The following is a 16,458-nucleotide window of genomic DNA, read 5'->3' as shown; positions in this document are numbered from 1 at the left end:
TTTTTACTTGAGTTTTTTTCTTGTTCATGTAATAATAAAGGCACGCTAAAATTTAGTTACTTAGATTGGCGAGATTATGAGTGAGGTGTAACCGTATGTACAAAATCGTAAAAAAAGAAACGCTCAACAGCGTTGTAGAACTGATGGAAATCCATGCTCCTTTCGTAGCACGTAAATGTGAGCCTGGACAGTTCATCATTCTTCGTGTGGATGAAGATGGTGAGAGAGTACCACTTACTATCGCAGATTATGACAGAGAAAAAGAGACTGTTACTATTATCTATCAGATTTTAGGATATTCAACAACTCTATTAAGCCAGAAGAAAGAAGGCGAGTATCTGGCAGACTTTGTAGGTCCTCTCGGAGTACCTGCATCTCTTGAAAAGAGAGAGAACAAAGTCATCGGTGTTGCCGGTGGTGTTGGAGCTGCCCCTCTGTATCCACAGCTTCGTAAGTTGGCTGAGAACGGAACAAAAGTAGATGTTATCATTGGTGGTAAGAGCAAAGAGTACGTTTTATGGGCTGATAAGTTCCGCGAATTTTGTGAGAATGTTTATATAGCAACAGATGACGGAAGTGAAGGAACAAAGGGATTTGTTACAACGGTTCTTCAGGATCTTTTAGATAAAGGAGAAGTTTATGATGAGTGTATCGCTATCGGACCACTGATCATGATGAAGAATGTTGTGAATGTTACAAAACCTGCTGATCTTCATACAATGGTATCTTTGAACCCGATCATGATTGACGGAACAGGAATGTGCGGTGGATGTCGTGTTACGATCGGCGGAGAGACAAAGTTTGCCTGTGTAGACGGACCGGACTTTGACGGATTCCTTGTAGACTTTGATGAATGTATGAAGCGTCAGGGAATGTTTAAAGAAGAAGAACACGAATGTAAGATGATGGCACTGGGAGGAGAAGCATAAGATGGCAAAGAAGAATATGAGTCTGACAAAGGTTCCAATGCCGGAACAGGCACCAGACGTAAGAAATAAAAACTTTGATGAGGTTGCTCTTGGTTATACTGCTGAGATGGCGATGGAAGAAGCAACAAGATGTTTAAACTGTAAGAATAAACCTTGTGTAGGCGGATGTCCGGTAAATGTACCAATTCCAGGATTTATCGAGAAAGTAGCAGAAGGAGACTTTGAAGCTGCTTATGAGATCATCACAAGTGAAAATGCACTTCCTGCAATCTGTGGACGTGTATGCCCACAGGAGAACCAGTGTGAAGGTAAATGTGTGCGTGGTATCAAGGGACAGCCGGTAGCCATCGGACGTATGGAGCGTTTCGTTGCAGATTATCATATGGAACATGCTGCACCAGTAAAGGCAGAGATTAAAAAGAACGGTAAGAAGGTTGCTGTAGTAGGTTCTGGTCCATCCGGAATCACCTGTGCAGGCGAGCTGATTAAGAAAGGTTACGATGTAACAGTATTTGAAGCTTTACATAAAGCCGGTGGTGTTTTAAGCTACGGTATTCCTGAATTCCGTCTGCCTAAAGCCTTAGTTGCAAGAGAGATCAAGAGCGTAGAAGATCTTGGTGTAGATATCGAGACAAACGTAATCGTTGGACGTTCTGTGACAATCGATGAACTGATGGAAGACGGTTACGAGGCAGTATTCGTAGGAAGCGGTGCAGGTCTGCCAAGATTCTTAAATATTCCGGGAGAGAACTTACTTGGAGTATACTCCGCTAATGAGTTCCTTACTCGTGTAAACCTTATGAAAGGTTACAAGTTCCCAGAAGTTCCAACACCAGTAAAGGTTGGAAAGAGAGTTGCCGTAGTAGGTGCTGGTAACGTAGCTATGGATGCAGCAAGAACAGCAAAACGTCTTGGTGCAGAAGAAGTTTATATCGTATACCGTCGTAGCGAAGAAGAAGCTCCTGCCCGTTTAGAAGAGCTTCATCACGCAAAAGAAGAAGGAATCATCTTTAAGTTCTTAAATAACCCTGCTGCGATCGTTGGTGATGATAACGGCTGGGTAAAAGGAATGGAGATCATCAAACAGGAACTCGGCGAGCCAGATGCATCTGGAAGAAGACGTCCTGTACCGGTTGAAGGCTCTAACTACATCCTTGATGTTGAGACAGTAATCGTTGCGATCGGCCAGAGCCCTAACCCATTAATCCGTCACACAACACCAGGTCTTGAGTGCCAGAAGTGGGGTGGAATCATCGTAAACGAAGAAACAATGGAATCTTCCAAAGAGAACGTTTACGCTGGTGGAGACACTGTAACAGGAGCTGCTACAGTAATCCTTGCTATGGGAGCTGGAAAGAAAGCTGCCGCTGCAATTGATGAGAAATTGTCAAGTAAATAATTCTGATTTACCAGTTTGAATAAGACGGACGAACCTCCGAAATTTATAGTATGTAAAATGCTTCGTATCACTGCACTCTTAATGCTCACCCGCATTAAGAGCTTGCTCTAAGGCGCATTTTTACATACTATAAATTCCGGAGGTTCTGTTCATTTTAAAAACTACAAATTAGCGGAAAAACCTTAAACTTCTCAATAAAAAATTTTATGTATTGTTTATCTGATGGATTGGGGGATTTTTCAGAAGAAAATGATGTGAGCTTGCTTTTGCAAACAAGATGGAATATTATGTCTATAAAAATATATTGAACGGGAGATATTTAAAAAATGGAAGTACAGATTGAAGTGGGTAAGGGTATTCAATGTGATGGTATAGAGATTATGTTTGGAAATAGTATTTCGTCTGTTGTGAAAGCTGTGGGTGAAGTTGATAAGTACGAAGATAATTACTATTTTTACGAGTCATCACTTTTAGTACATGTAGATTCGAATAATTGTATCGATGAAATAGAAATTAGAAACGATGAAGAACATAGTCATGTTGTGATGTTAAATGGTACTAATATTTTTTCTGAGATGAAAGATGTTGTTATAGAATTGATTGTAAGATTGAATCAAAGCCCTGCCGAAGATGAATTGGGAACATATGAGGCAAAAAGAATTGGCCTGGCATATTCGTTTAGCATGACGGACGAAGAAATTAAAGAAATGATTTCTGAAGCAAAAGAAGAAGGAACATACGAAGAAATGAAGGAAGAAATAGAAGCGGATATTAAGAGGGCAAAATATCTGCAAACGATTTCTATTCGTAAAACCAAATAATAAAAAAGAACGAGAAGTCTTATTTTGAAGGTTTGAGAATAAACAGAACCACCGAATCCTGTCATATATAAAAATGTGCCTTTGAGCAAGGCCAAGCTGCGATTGAGCGGTTTGGATGCAGTGAAACGAAGCATTTTTATATATTACAGGATTTGGTGGTTCATCTATTTTTTAAAATTTAAAAAGTCAGATTTTTCGTCTATTTTTTGCAATACGTGAAATTGTATAACATTTAAGCCGGAATTTTATAAAAAACTGTTTTATTTGCCACGTTGACAAAAGTGGATTTATTTGCTAACATAATTTACTAATATTAGCTATATTTTTTAATCAATTATTCAAGGATGGAAAGGAAGAAAACAATGGGAAAAATCATTAAAGAAGCGATTACATTTGATGATGTATTATTAGTTCCAGGATATTCAGAAGTTATTCCGAATGAAGTTAATCTGGAGACAAAGCTTACAAACAAGATTAAGTTAAACATTCCATTTATGAGTGCCAGCATGGATACAGTTACAGAGCATCAGATGGCAATTGCTATGGCACGTCAGGGAGGAATTGGTATTATTCATAAGAATATGTCCATTGAAGCCCAGGCAGAAGAAGTAGATAAGGTAAAGCGTTCAGAGAACGGTGTTATTACAGATCCTTTCTATCTATCCCCGGAACATACTTTACAGCAGGCAGAAGACCTGATGGCGAAGTTCCGTATCTCAGGTGTTCCGATTACAGAGAACGGCAAGTTAGTTGGAATTATTACAAATCGTGACTTAAAGTTTGAGACAAACTTTAATAAGAAGATTAAAGAGTCTATGACTTCTGAAGGTTTAGTTACCGCAAAAGAAGGAATTACATTAGAAGAAGCAAAACAGATTCTCGGTAAAGCAAGAAAAGAGAAGTTACCTATTGTAGATGATAACTTTAACTTAAAAGGCTTGATCACAATTAAGGATATTGAGAAACAGATTCGTTATCCATATTCCGCTAAAGACAGCAACGGACGTCTTCTTTGTGGTGCGGCAGTAGGATGTACACCAGATATCTTAAATCGTGTAGATGAGCTTGTGAAGTCTCATGTAGATGTTATCGTTATTGATACAGCACATGGACATTCAGCTAACGTATTAAAGACATTTGCTTTAGTAAAAGAGAAGTATCCTGACTTACAGGTTATTGCAGGTAACATCGCAACAGCAGAGGGAACAAAGGCTATGATCGAATGTGGTGTTGATGCTGTTAAGGTAGGAATCGGACCTGGTTCTATCTGTACAACACGTGTTGTTGCTGGTATCGGTGTTCCTCAGGTTACTGCTGTTATGGATTGCTATGAGATGGCAGATAAGTATAATATTCCAATTATTGCAGATGGTGGAATTAAGTTCTCTGGTGATGTTACAAAGGCGATTGCAGCAGGAGCGAACGTTGTTATGCTTGGTGGACTTCTTGCAGGATGTGATGAGAGTCCGGGAGAGTTTGAATTATATCAGGGAAGAAAATATAAAGTATATCGTGGAATGGGCTCACTGGCAGCTATGGAGAACGGAAGTAAAGACCGTTACTTCCAGGCTAATGCGAAGAAGTTAGTACCGGAAGGTGTAGAAGGCCGTGTAGCTTATAAAGGTAAAGTGGAAGATACCATCTTCCAGCTTGTTGGAGGATTACGTTCCGGTATGGGATATTGCGGAGCAAAGACGATTCAGGAATTAAAAGAAAAGGGACAGTTTGTAAAGATTACAGCAGCTTCCTTAAAAGAAAGTCATCCTCATGATATTCATATCACAAAAGAGGCACCAAACTATAGTGTAGAATAATAAGAACGCAAAGGGCTGCGCAGATGGGGGAATCTTCATCTGCGCAGTTTTTTTACTTTATAGGAAAGTTTGATTTTTACTTTAGAAAGAGGTGATCAGATGTTTTTTTCCAGAGACCGGAAACAGGTCTGGAAGAATAATAAAGTGAGGAAAAGGAAAAAGTCTGGGAAAAAACGCAGAGGAAAGAAAAAGACATCAAATAGAAAGATATCAACTAGAAAGACGTCAAATAAAAAGCAGCTGATTATTACGGTTTTTCTTTTGGCATTATTTATTTCTGTTTTACATAATAGCCTACTTTGGATGCCGGCGAAAGTAGCAGGAACATCACAGGAGCAGGAAAAGGGAGAAGCATCCGGTAATCGAGTACTTCCCGCAGAGGATGGACCTTGTGGGAGACCGGAAATCACAGAAGACTTTTTAGATAAGAACCCATATAGCAGAAGCGGAATCGCCCTTAAAAAAGTAAAAGGTGTAGTGATTCATTATGTTGCGAATCCAGGTAGTACGGCAAAGGAGAATCGGGATTATTTTAATAATCTCCAAAATACACATACTACGAAGGCAAGCAGCCATTATATTGTCGGCTTAGATGGAGAGATTATTCAGTGTATTCCACAAAATGAGATTTCTTATGCATCGAATAACAGAAATAAAGATACGATTTCTATTGAGTGCTGTCACCCGGGAAAGGATGGAAAGTTTAATGAGAAAACTTATGATTCTGTCGTGCGTCTGACAGCATGGATTTGCAAGATGTATGGATTATCTTCCCAAAATGTGATTCGCCATTATGACGTTACAGGAAAAATGTGTCCTAAATATTATGTAAAACATGAGCAGGCATGGAGAGAATTTTGCAATAAAGTACAGGAATGTCTGGAAAAAAGATTGATTATAATAGAAAAATGAGATATGATAAAGAAACGTGAGTATCTATACCCATAAGTATTTGAATTATTAATTTGCAGGAAATGATGCGTCTTAATTCATAAAGGGTATGAAGATAGAAGAAAAAGGAAAGGGATGAAACGATGAGTTATAAAGTAGGTGTAATCCGAGGAGACGGAATTGGTCCGGAAATCGTGGCAGAAGCACTTAAGGTGCTCGATAAAGTAGCAGAGAAATATAATGAGAAATTCGATTATACAGATATTCTTCTTGGTGGTGCATCTATTGATGCAACGGGAAAGCCTCTTACAGAAGAAGCTTTAGAAACAGCAAAAAGCTGTGATGCTGTGCTGATGGGGTCCATCGGTGGCAACACAACAACTTCTCCATGGTATAAGCTTCCAGCGAATTTAAGACCCGAAGCAGGACTCCTTGCGATCCGTAAAGGACTTGGATTATTTGCCAATATGAGACCGGCCTATCTTTATGAGGAATTAAAAGATGCCTGTCCGTTAAGAGAAGATATTATCGGAGATGGATTTGATCTCGTTGTTATGAGAGAACTTACAGGTGGTCTTTACTTTGGAGAAAGAAAGACATTTGAAGAAGATGGTGTGACAAAGGCTGTAGATACACTTACATACAGTGAAGAAGAGATTCGCCGTATTGCTGTCCGCGGTTTTGATATCGCTATGAAGAGAAGAAAGAAAGTAACAAGCGTAGATAAAGCGAACGTATTGGATTCTTCCCGTTTATGGAGAAAAGTTGTTAATGAGGTAGCTCAGGACTATCCGGAAGTAGAGTTAGAGCATATGTTAGTTGATAACTGTGCTATGCAGTTAGTAAGAGATCCAAAGCAGTTTGATGTTATTCTTACAGAGAATATGTTTGGAGATATTTTATCGGATGAGGCGAGCATGGTAACTGGTTCTATCGGAATGTTATCTTCTGCTAGTTTAAAAGAAGGAAGCTTTGGATTATATGAACCAAGTCATGGCTCCGCACCGGATATCGCAGGGCAGAACATTGCTAATCCAATCGCAACCATTCTTTCTGCTTCCATGCTTCTTCGTTATTCCTTCAATATGGATGAGGCAGCAGATGCTGTAGATCATGCGGTAAAACAGGTATTAAAGGATGGATACCGTACCGTTGATATCATGTCTGAGGGAATGACAAAGGTTGGATGTAAAGAAATGGGAACTCTTATCGCAGAACGCATTTAAAAAACTTGGAGGTTAATTATGAATAGTGATCATGTAAAAAAAGGAATGCAGCAGGCACCACATCGTTCCCTGTTTAATGCATTAGGATATACAAAAGAAGAAATGGAAAGACCTTTGGTAGGTATCGTTAGTTCTTATAACGAGATTGTTCCAGGGCATATGAATCTTGACAAGATTACGCAGGCAGTAAAGATGGGCGTTGCTATGGCTGGTGGTACACCGGTCGTATTTCCGGCAATTGCTGTCTGTGATGGTATTGCAATGGGTCATACAGGAATGAAGTATTCCTTAGTAACAAGAGAATTAATCGCAGATTCTACAGAATGTATGGCAAAGGCACATCAGTTTGATGCATTAGTTATGATTCCTAACTGTGATAAAAACGTACCGGGACTGTTAATGGCAGCCGCACGTATTAATGTGCCAACTGTTTTTGTAAGCGGTGGTCCGATGTTAGCCGGACATGTTGATGGAAGAAAGAGAAGTCTTTCCTCTATGTTTGAGGCGGTAGGCGCATATGAAGCTGGAAAAATGACAGCAGAAAAAGTAGAAGAGTATGTTAATAAAGTATGTCCTACCTGCGGTTCCTGCTCCGGTATGTATACTGCGAACTCCATGAACTGTATGACAGAGGTTCTTGGTATGGGACTTCAGGGTAACGGTACGATTCCGGCAGTATATTCTGAGAGAATCCGCCTTGCAAAACATGCAGGTATGAAGGTTATGGAATTATTAAAGAATAATGTACGTCCAAGTGATATCATGACAAAGAAAGCATTCTTAAATTGCTTGACTGTAGATATGGCTCTTGGATGTTCTACCAATACAATGCTTCACCTTCCGGCAATCGCACATGAGGCAGGTGTAGAACTGAACATGGATATTGCTAATGAGATCAGTGCAAAGACACCAAACCTTTGTCATCTTGCACCGGCAGGTCCTACTTATATGGAAGACTTAAATGAAGCCGGTGGTGTATATGCTGTCATGAATGAACTTAGTAAAAAAGGCCTTCTTTACGAAGATCAGATTACAGTAACAGGAAAGACAGTAGGGGAGAATATCAAAGATGTGCGTAACTTAAATCCAGAAGTTATCCGTCCGATTGACAACCCATATATGGCACAGGGTGGAATCGCTGTTCTGAAAGGAAATATCGCACCGGATACCGGTATAGTAAAACAGTCTGCTGTTGTTCCTGAAATGATGGTACATGAAGGACCGGCAAGAGTATTTGACTGCGAGGAAGATGCGATTAAAGCAATTAAAGGTGGAGATATTGTTCCTGGAGATGTTGTTGTTATTCGCTATGAAGGACCAAAGGGCGGTCCTGGAATGAGAGAGATGTTAAATCCTACCTCTGCAATCGCAGGAATGGGACTTGGTGATTCTGTTGCTTTAATTACAGACGGACGTTTCTCCGGTGCATCCAGAGGAGCTTCCATCGGACATGTATCTCCGGAAGCAGCCGTTGGTGGACCAATTGCATTAATTGAAGAAGGAGATATCATTAAGATCGATATTCCGAATAATAGCTTGAATGTAGATGTTACAGATGAGGAATTAGCAAAGAGAAAAGAAAAATGGCAGCCAAGAGAACCAAAGATTACCGATGGTTATCTTCGTCGTTATGCCGCACTTGTTACTTCCGGAAACAGAGGAGCAGTTTTGGATGTTGACCAGTTAAAATAATTGGAAAGGGTAATTTATAATGAAGCAGGTTCTTAATGGTTCAGAAATCGTATTAGAATGTTTAAAGGAGCAGGGGGTGGACACCGTTTTCGGTTATCCGGGTGGTGCTATTTTAAATATTTACGATGAATTATATAAACAAAGTGATAAAATCCATCACGTTCTTACTTCTCATGAGCAGGGAGCTTCTCATGCAGCAGACGGTTATGCCAGAGCAACAGGAAAAGTAGGAGTATGTATGGCTACATCCGGTCCGGGGGCAACAAATCTTGTGACCGGACTGGCAACTGCTTACATGGATTCTATTCCGGTTGTGGCGATTACAGCGAATGTTGGTGTCAGTCTTCTTGGAAAGGACTCTTTCCAGGAGATTGATATCAAAGGAGTGACAATGCCTGTTACAAAGCATAATTATATTGTAAAGGATGTTGAAAAGCTTGCGGATACGATTCGTGAGGCTTTCCAGATCGCACAATCCGGAAGAAAAGGTCCGGTTTTAGTCGATATCACAAAAGATGTCACAGCAGCAAAAACTTACTTTGAATCAATGACTCCACCAGTGATTCATCCAGTTTGTGAGACAATCAAAGAAAAGAGTGTAAAAGAAGCAATCGAGATGATTGAGGCAGCAAAACAGCCATATGTTCTTCTTGGTGGTGGATGTATTTTATCCGATGCCAGCGAGCAGGTTCGGGAGTTTGTTAGAAAGATTGATGCACCGGTTTGTGATACGCTTATGGGAAAGGGTACTTTTCCGGGAGAAGATCCAGCGTATACAGGAATGCTTGGTATGCATGGAACAAAGACATCAAATATTGGAGTATCAAAAGCAGACGTATTGATTGCGATTGGTACACGTTTCAGTGACCGTGTCTATGGTAATGCCAAAACATTTGCCAGTCATGCAAAGATTATCCAGATTGATATTGATCCGGCAGAAGTGAATAAAAATATTTTAATTGATACCGCGATCATCGGTGATGTAAAAGCAGTACTTTCTATTTTAAATAGAAGAATTAATCAGCAGCATCATGAAGAATGGATGAAAGAGATTCAGGATATGAAAGCAAAATATCCGATGACTTATCATCAGGAACGTCTTTCTGGTCCGGGACTTATTGAGAAGATTTATGAGCTTACCAAAGGAGATGCGATCATTACAACAGAAGTTGGACAGCATCAGATGTGGGCGGCACAGTATTATAAATATAAATCTCCTCGTCAGTTCCTTACTTCCGGTGGTCTTGGAACAATGGGATATGGACTCGGCGCTGCAATCGGTGCAAAGTGCGGATGCCCGGATAAAGTAGTAGTAAATATTGCTGGAGATGGCTGCTTCCGAATGAATATGAATGAGATTGCAACAGCAACCCGTTCTGAGATTCCGGTAATAGAAGTAGTCGTTAATAACCATGTACTCGGTATGGTTCGCCAGTGGCAGAATCTTTTTTATGAACAGCGCTATTCTTCTACAACTCTTTATGATAAAGTAGATTTTGTAAAGGTTGCAGAAGCAATGGGAGCAAAGGCAAAGCGTGTAGAGACGATTGAAGAATTTGAGACTGCTTTTAAAGAAGCAGTTGATTCTAATGAACCGTATTTACTTGACTGTATCATTGACAGTGATGATAAAGTATGGCCAATGGTAGCACCGGGCGGTTCGATCAGCGATGCTTTCAATGAAGAAGATTTAGAAAAGAAAAAGAGTGAATTAAAATAAATTAAAAATAAGAAAGGAAGATATATAATGTTTCAGTATAAATGCTTAAATCCGATTTCTGCATGCGGAACTTCTCTTTTTACAGAAGAATATAAACAGGTAGAAGAATTACAGGAGGCCGATGCCGTATTAGTAAGAAGTGCTGCTATGCATGATATGCAGGACGTGCCGAATCTTTTAGCTGTTGCAAGAGCAGGTGCAGGAGTAAATAATATTCCTATCGCAGATTATTCTGATAAAGGAATTGTTGTATTTAACACACCAGGAGCGAATGCAAACGGAGTAAAAGAAATGGTTATCGCAGGGATGTTATTGGCATCACGTGATTTGATCGGTGGTAACAAATGGGTGGAAGAGAATAAAGAAGACCCAAATATCACAAAGGCAATGGAAAAAGCAAAAAAAGCATTTGCCGGAAGAGAAATTCAGAATAAAAAGATTGGTGTTATCGGTCTTGGAGCAATTGGTGTTCTCGTAGCGAATGCAGCACACAACTTAAATATGGAAGTTTATGGATATGATCCATTTTTATCTGTAAAGTCTGCATGGAATTTATCAAGAGCGGTACATCATGTATCTTCTATCGATGAGATTTTTGAAAACTGTGATTTTATCACAATCCATGTTCCACTGTTAGACAGTACAAAGAACATGATTAGTGCAGAAGGCATTGCAAAGATGAAAAAAGATGCAGTGATCCTAAACTTTGCACGTAATGGTCTTGTAGATGAAGATGCTTTAGTAGCTGCATTAGAGAATGGCAAGCTGGCGCATTATGTAACAGACTTCCCTACACCAAAGGTAGCTGGAGTAGATGGAGTGATTGCCTTCCCTCATCTTGGAGCTTCAACAGAAGAATCTGAAGATAACTGTGCAGAGATGGCAGTAGAACAGCTTATGGATTATCTGGAAAATGGTAATATCACAAACTCTGTAAACTATCCAAATACACAGCTTGGTGTATGCCAGACACAGGGACGTATTTCTATTTTGCATAGAAATATTCCAAACATGCTGACTCGTTTTACAGGGGCATTTGCAAAAGATAACATTAATATTACAGAAATGAGTAATAAGACAAAAGGTGATTATGCATACGCAATTTTTGATGTGGATTCTCAGATTACAGAAGGATCTGTACAGCATATCACAGATATCGAAGGCGTACTCAAAGTAAGAGTTATTAAATAAATAGCAGGTAAATAAACATAGATAATTATAGATAATTATAGAAAGGTGACATAGGAAAATGGATCAGAAATTAAAAGTAGGTATCCTTGGCGGTACAGGAATGGTAGGACAGAGATTTATCTCTCTTTTAGAGAATCACCCATGGTTTGAAGTAGTAGCAATTGCAGCAAGTCCACGTTCTGCAGGTAAAACATACGAAGAAGCAGTAGGCGGAAGATGGAAAATGCACAAAGCAATGCCGGAAGCAGTAAAGAACATTGTAGTAATGAACGTAAACGAAGTAGAAAAAGTGGCTTCTGAAGTAGATTTCGTATTCAGTGCTGTAGATATGAGCAAAGAAGAGATTCGTGCGATCGAAGATGCATATGCAAAGACAGAAACACCAGTTGTTTCTAACAACAGTGCACACAGATGGACACCGGATGTACCGATGGTTGTACCAGAAATCAATCCAGAACATTTTGAAGTAATCGAAGCGCAGAAAAAGCGTCTTGGAACAAAGAGAGGATTTGTAGCAGTAAAACCGAACTGCTCTATTCAGAGCTATGCGCCTGCACTTTTTGCCTTAAAAGAGTTTGGTCCTAAAGAAGTAGTTGCAACAACATATCAGGCAATTTCCGGAGCAGGAAAGACATTTAAAGACTGGCCGGAAATGGTAGAGAATATCATCCCATTTATCGGAGGAGAAGAAGAAAAATCCGAACAGGAACCATTAAGATTATTTGGTAAAGTTGTAGATGGTAAGATTGAAAAGGCAGCCGCTCCATTAATTACAACACAGTGCATTCGTGTACCTGTACTTGATGGACATACTGCTGCTGTATTCGTGAACTTTGAAAAGAAACCAACAAAAGAAGAAATCATCGATCGTTGGGAAAACTTTAAGGGACTTCCACAGGAGCTGGAACTTCCAAGTGCACCAAAACAGTTTATTCGTTACATGGAAGAAGATAATCGCCCACAGGTTAAATTAGACATTGATTTTGAAAATGGAATGGGAATTTCCATGGGACGTTTAAGAGAAGATACAATGTTTGATTATAAATTTGTAGGATTATCTCATAATACAGTACGTGGCGCAGCCGGCGGAGCTGTACTTTGTGCAGAATTATTAACAGCACAGGGATATATCACAGCAAAATAAATTCGGATTTGTAGATTTGATATAGACGAAAATTCAAGTCGAGCCGTCACTCACCACCTGAAAGAGGTGGGAGTCTTCTCGACTGAGATAAAAAAATGATATATCCCATCTGCTTTACAGCCGCTATGTTTAAGATGCTTTCCCGTATTTTAAACACACGCTCCAAAGCGATGTCAGGGATATATCATTTTTCTTTTTTTAGGAGGTTTTTATGTTGTTAGAAGCAACTTCATTGAAGTCTTTTGCTCACTCACTTATCTATGAATACCTTGGTAAAACAGGAGTGAAACTGGCAGATTTTTGTGGTGACATTATCGGGGCACTGCTGATTTTATTTATCGGTTTTAAAATCGTATCCTATGTGGTAAAAATGGCACATAAGATTTTTGAGCGTTCGATTATGGATACAACGCTGCAGACCTTCCTGCTTTCTTTTATTAAGATTGGCGGTAAGGTACTTGTTATTTTTATGGCGGTAACAAAGATTGGCGTAGCAGCCTCATCTATTGTGGCATTACTTGGTTCTGCCGGTCTTGCTCTTGGTCTTTCTTTACAGGGTTCACTGTCGAATATTGCCGGTGGTGTTATTTTGTTATTATTAAAACCATTTCAGGTTGGGGATTATATTATTGAAGGAAACTCTGGGAAAGAAGGAACTGTACAGGCAATTGGAATTATGTATACAAAGCTTTTAAGTGTAGACAATAAAGCGATCATGATACCAAATGGAAATTTATCAAATGCTAGTATTACGAATGTAACTTATCAGGAAAAACGACGTGTTGATCTGAATGTCGGTATTGAATATAGTGAAGATATCAAAAAAGTCAGAAAAGTATTAAATGCTTTAATAGAAAAAGAACCGGCAAGAATTACAGATGAGCCGGTTAAAATTTACGTAAATGAATTTCAGGCAAGTTCTATAGATATAGGGATTCGTTACTGGGTAAAAACAGAGGATTATTGGGAATCACGTTGGAGAGTATTGGAAGAAATTAAAGAAGAATTTGACAATAACAATATTGCTATTCCATTTGAACAGCTTGATGTAAATTTGATTCCGCAGGAAAAAGAATAAGGGAGAAAATTTACAATGGAGAAGAATTTAACAACGGGCAGTATTTTGAAGAGTATTTTATATTTTTCTCTGCCCTATTTATTATCTTATTTTTTACAGACGCTTTACGGTATGGCCGACTTGTTTATTATCGGACAGTTTGAAGATATTTCGAGTATAACGGCAGTATCTATTGGCAGTCAGGTAATGCATATGATTACGGTAATGATCGTTGGCCTTGCTATGGGAGCAACGGTTAATATCGGACAGGCGATTGGGGCGGGCAATAAGAAAAAAGCAGCCAAAGATATCGGGAATACAGTCACTCTTTTTATGATGCTGGCAATTGCAGGAGCAGCAGGTCTTTTATTTTTTATCAAACCCATTGTCGGCATAATGTCAACACCACAGGAAGCAGTTTCTGAAACAGTTATTTATCTTACCATCTGTTTTCTGGGAATTCCTTTTATTACTGCCTATAATATTATCAGTTCTATTTTTAGAGGAATAGGAGATTCTAAAAGCCCGATGTACTTTATTGCAGCAGCCTGTGCTATAAATATTATTTTAGATTATCTGTTTATTGGCGAACTGCATATGGGAGCAGCGGGAGCAGCATTAGGAACGACTTGCTCACAGACAATCAGTGTACTGATTGCTCTTGTCGTTATTATGAAAAAAAAGACAGGAATCTCTCTTTCCAAAAATGATTTTAAGACAGACAGGAAAACAATAAAACGATTATTAAAAATTGGTATCCCTGTCGCGCTGCAGGATGGATTTATCCAGATTGCTTTTATAATTATTACTATTATTGCAAACAGGCGGGGACTCGATACTGCTGCGGCAGTAGGAATTGTAGAAAAAATTATCAGTTTCCTCTTTCTGGTACCATCCTCTATGCTTTCTACCGTATCTGCACTTGGAGCACAGAATATCGGTGCAGGCAAGAGAGAAAGAGCGCAGAGGATACTTTATTATGCAGTGATAATTACTGTAGGGTTTGGTATAATGATATCAATTATCATACAGTTTATTGCAGGACCGGTTGTTGGATTGTTCACAGAAAATGCAAGAGTAGTAGTACTTGGTTCCCAGTATATCAGGGGCTATATATTTGATTGTATATTTGCAGGTGTCCATTTCAGTTTCAGTGGTTACTTTTGTGCCTGTGGACATTCAGAACTTTCCTTTATCCATAACATTATAGCGATTCTTCTTGTAAGAATACCGGGAGTGTATATTACAGCTAAAGTATTTTCCAGCCTTTTTCCGATGGGATTGGCTACAGTAGGAGGTTCTCTCCTTTCTGTAATAATCTGTGTAATTGCCTATGTATGGATGAAGAAAAAACAAGGATATATTAACTGATTTTGTTGTTTCTGTTCGTTAACCTGTGTTATCATGATATAAGAATAAAAAGATGTCTCATAAGATGAAATACAAGAGATTATGAGAATATATAAAAATTATACAGGGGGTTCCTATGGAAGAAAATAAAGAATTAGAAAAACCACATAAAAGACGAGTGCGTTATAAAGGAACGCATCCAAGAAAGTTTGAAGAGAAATATAAAGAACTGCAGCCGGAAAAGTATAAAGATACGATTGAGAAAGTAATCCGTAAAGGAAGTACTCCGGCAGGAATGCATATATCTATTTGTGTGCAGGAGATTTTGGATTTTTTACAGATTCAGCCGGGACAAAAAGGATTAGACTGTACACTTGGATACGGAGGACATACAAGAAGGATGTTAGAATGTCTCCAAGGCGAAGGACATATCTATGGATTAGATGTGGATCCGATTGAAATCGTAAAAACAACGGATCGTTTAAGGAAAGCAGGATATGGGGAAGACATTTTAACGATCATACAGCAGAATTTCCGTAACATTGATCTTGTAGCGGAAGAACATGGATTATTTGATTTTGTATTAGCCGATCTTGGGGTATCCTCCATGCAGATTGATAATCCGGAACGAGGCTTTTCTTATAAAGTAGAAGGACCTTTGGATCTTCGTTTGAATCCGGATAAGGGAATTTCTGCAGCAGAACGGTTAAGAGAATTAACCAGAGATGAAATAGAAGGTATGCTGCGTGAGAATGCAGATGAGCCTTATGCAGAACAGATTGCAAAAGAGATTATGAGGACATTTCGTCAAGGAGAACAAATCGATACGACAGGACAGCTAAAAGAAGTTATTGAAAGAGCGCTTGTATTTCTGCCAGATGATAAAGAAAAAAAGGATATCATCAAGAAGACTTGCCAGAGAACCTTTCAGGCACTTCGCATTGATGTAAACAGCGAATTTGAAGTACTAGAAGAATTCTTAGAAAAGTTACCACATATACTTGCACCGGGCGGACGTGTAGCGATTCTCACGTTCCATTCCGGAGAGGACAGATTAGTAAAGAAAATCTGGAAAAGACAGCAGAAGGAAGGGTTATGGAGTGAAGTGGCAAAGAATGTCATCCGCCCTTCAAAAGAAGAATGCCATCGAAACGGCAGAGCAAGATCTACAAAAATGAGATGGGCAATAAAATAATTTCATTCAGACAGATTTGTTGGCTTTTT

13 protein-coding genes are annotated in these 16,458 nt (G+C 39.1%); all 13 read left to right on the top strand.

Annotation, left to right across the window (positions count from 1 at the left end; all coding sequences use genetic code 11):
- The first annotated feature begins 95 nt into the window (after positions 1-95).
- The 13 genes from EHLA_RS09315 to rsmH all read left to right on the top strand — a co-directional run bounded on the left by EHLA_RS09315 (position 96) and on the right by rsmH (position 16,429).
- Positions 96-929, top strand: coding sequence for a sulfide/dihydroorotate dehydrogenase-like FAD/NAD-binding protein (locus EHLA_RS09315; RefSeq protein WP_021906398.1), 834 nt, complete (start codon positions 96-98; stop codon positions 927-929).
- Between the two features lies 1 nt (position 930).
- Positions 931-2,328: an NADPH-dependent glutamate synthase gene (gene gltA / locus EHLA_RS09310; protein WP_096240487.1), complete on the top strand. Its 1,398-nt coding sequence runs from the start codon at positions 931-933 to the stop codon at positions 2,326-2,328.
- A 326-nt stretch (positions 2,329-2,654) separates the two neighbouring features.
- Positions 2,655-3,149 carry a hypothetical protein gene (locus EHLA_RS09305; RefSeq protein WP_096240485.1) on the top strand — a complete coding sequence of 165 codons (495 nt, stop codon included), beginning with the start codon at positions 2,655-2,657 and terminating at the stop codon, positions 3,147-3,149.
- 362 nt (positions 3,150-3,511) lie between these two features.
- Entirely contained in the window at positions 3,512-4,963 is a 1,452-nt protein-coding gene (gene guaB, locus EHLA_RS09300) for an IMP dehydrogenase (protein WP_021906718.1), read from the top strand.
- 99 nt (positions 4,964-5,062) lie between these two features.
- Entirely contained in the window at positions 5,063-5,875 is an 813-nt protein-coding gene (locus tag EHLA_RS09295; RefSeq protein ID WP_096240483.1) for an N-acetylmuramoyl-L-alanine amidase family protein, read from the top strand.
- A 122-nt stretch (positions 5,876-5,997) separates the two neighbouring features.
- Entirely contained in the window at positions 5,998-7,080 is a 1,083-nt protein-coding gene (gene leuB, locus EHLA_RS09290; protein ID WP_021907261.1) for a 3-isopropylmalate dehydrogenase, read from the top strand.
- Positions 7,081-7,098: 18 nt separating this feature from the next.
- Positions 7,099-8,772, top strand: coding sequence for a dihydroxy-acid dehydratase (gene ilvD, locus EHLA_RS09285; RefSeq protein ID WP_021907262.1), 1,674 nt, complete (start codon positions 7,099-7,101; stop codon positions 8,770-8,772).
- Between the two features lie 19 nt (positions 8,773-8,791).
- Positions 8,792-10,492, top strand: a complete 1,701-nt coding sequence (gene ilvB / locus EHLA_RS09280) for a biosynthetic-type acetolactate synthase large subunit (RefSeq protein WP_096240481.1) — start codon at positions 8,792-8,794, stop codon at positions 10,490-10,492.
- Positions 10,493-10,519: 27 nt separating this feature from the next.
- On the top strand, positions 10,520-11,683 hold the full coding sequence (locus tag EHLA_RS09275; protein ID WP_096240479.1) for a phosphoglycerate dehydrogenase: 1,164 nt from the start codon (positions 10,520-10,522) through the stop codon (positions 11,681-11,683).
- 58 nt (positions 11,684-11,741) lie between these two features.
- On the top strand, positions 11,742-12,827 hold the full coding sequence (gene asd, locus EHLA_RS09270; protein WP_021907265.1) for an aspartate-semialdehyde dehydrogenase: 1,086 nt from the start codon (positions 11,742-11,744) through the stop codon (positions 12,825-12,827).
- A gap of 211 nt (positions 12,828-13,038) precedes the next feature.
- Positions 13,039-13,905 carry a mechanosensitive ion channel family protein gene (locus EHLA_RS09265; RefSeq protein ID WP_021907266.1) on the top strand — a complete coding sequence of 289 codons (867 nt, stop codon included), beginning with the start codon at positions 13,039-13,041 and terminating at the stop codon, positions 13,903-13,905.
- A gap of 15 nt (positions 13,906-13,920) precedes the next feature.
- Entirely contained in the window at positions 13,921-15,255 is a 1,335-nt protein-coding gene (locus EHLA_RS09260; RefSeq protein WP_096240477.1) for an MATE family efflux transporter, read from the top strand.
- A gap of 115 nt (positions 15,256-15,370) precedes the next feature.
- Positions 15,371-16,429 carry a 16S rRNA (cytosine(1402)-N(4))-methyltransferase RsmH gene (rsmH, locus tag EHLA_RS09255; protein WP_096240475.1) on the top strand — a complete coding sequence of 353 codons (1,059 nt, stop codon included), beginning with the start codon at positions 15,371-15,373 and terminating at the stop codon, positions 16,427-16,429.
- The last annotated feature ends 29 nt before the right edge of the window (positions 16,430-16,458 follow it).

The organism is Anaerobutyricum hallii (assembly GCF_900209925.1).
Taxonomy (GTDB): Bacteria; Bacillota; Clostridia; order Lachnospirales; family Lachnospiraceae; genus Anaerobutyricum; species Anaerobutyricum soehngenii.
This window is presented reverse-complemented; position numbering and strand designations above follow the sequence as displayed.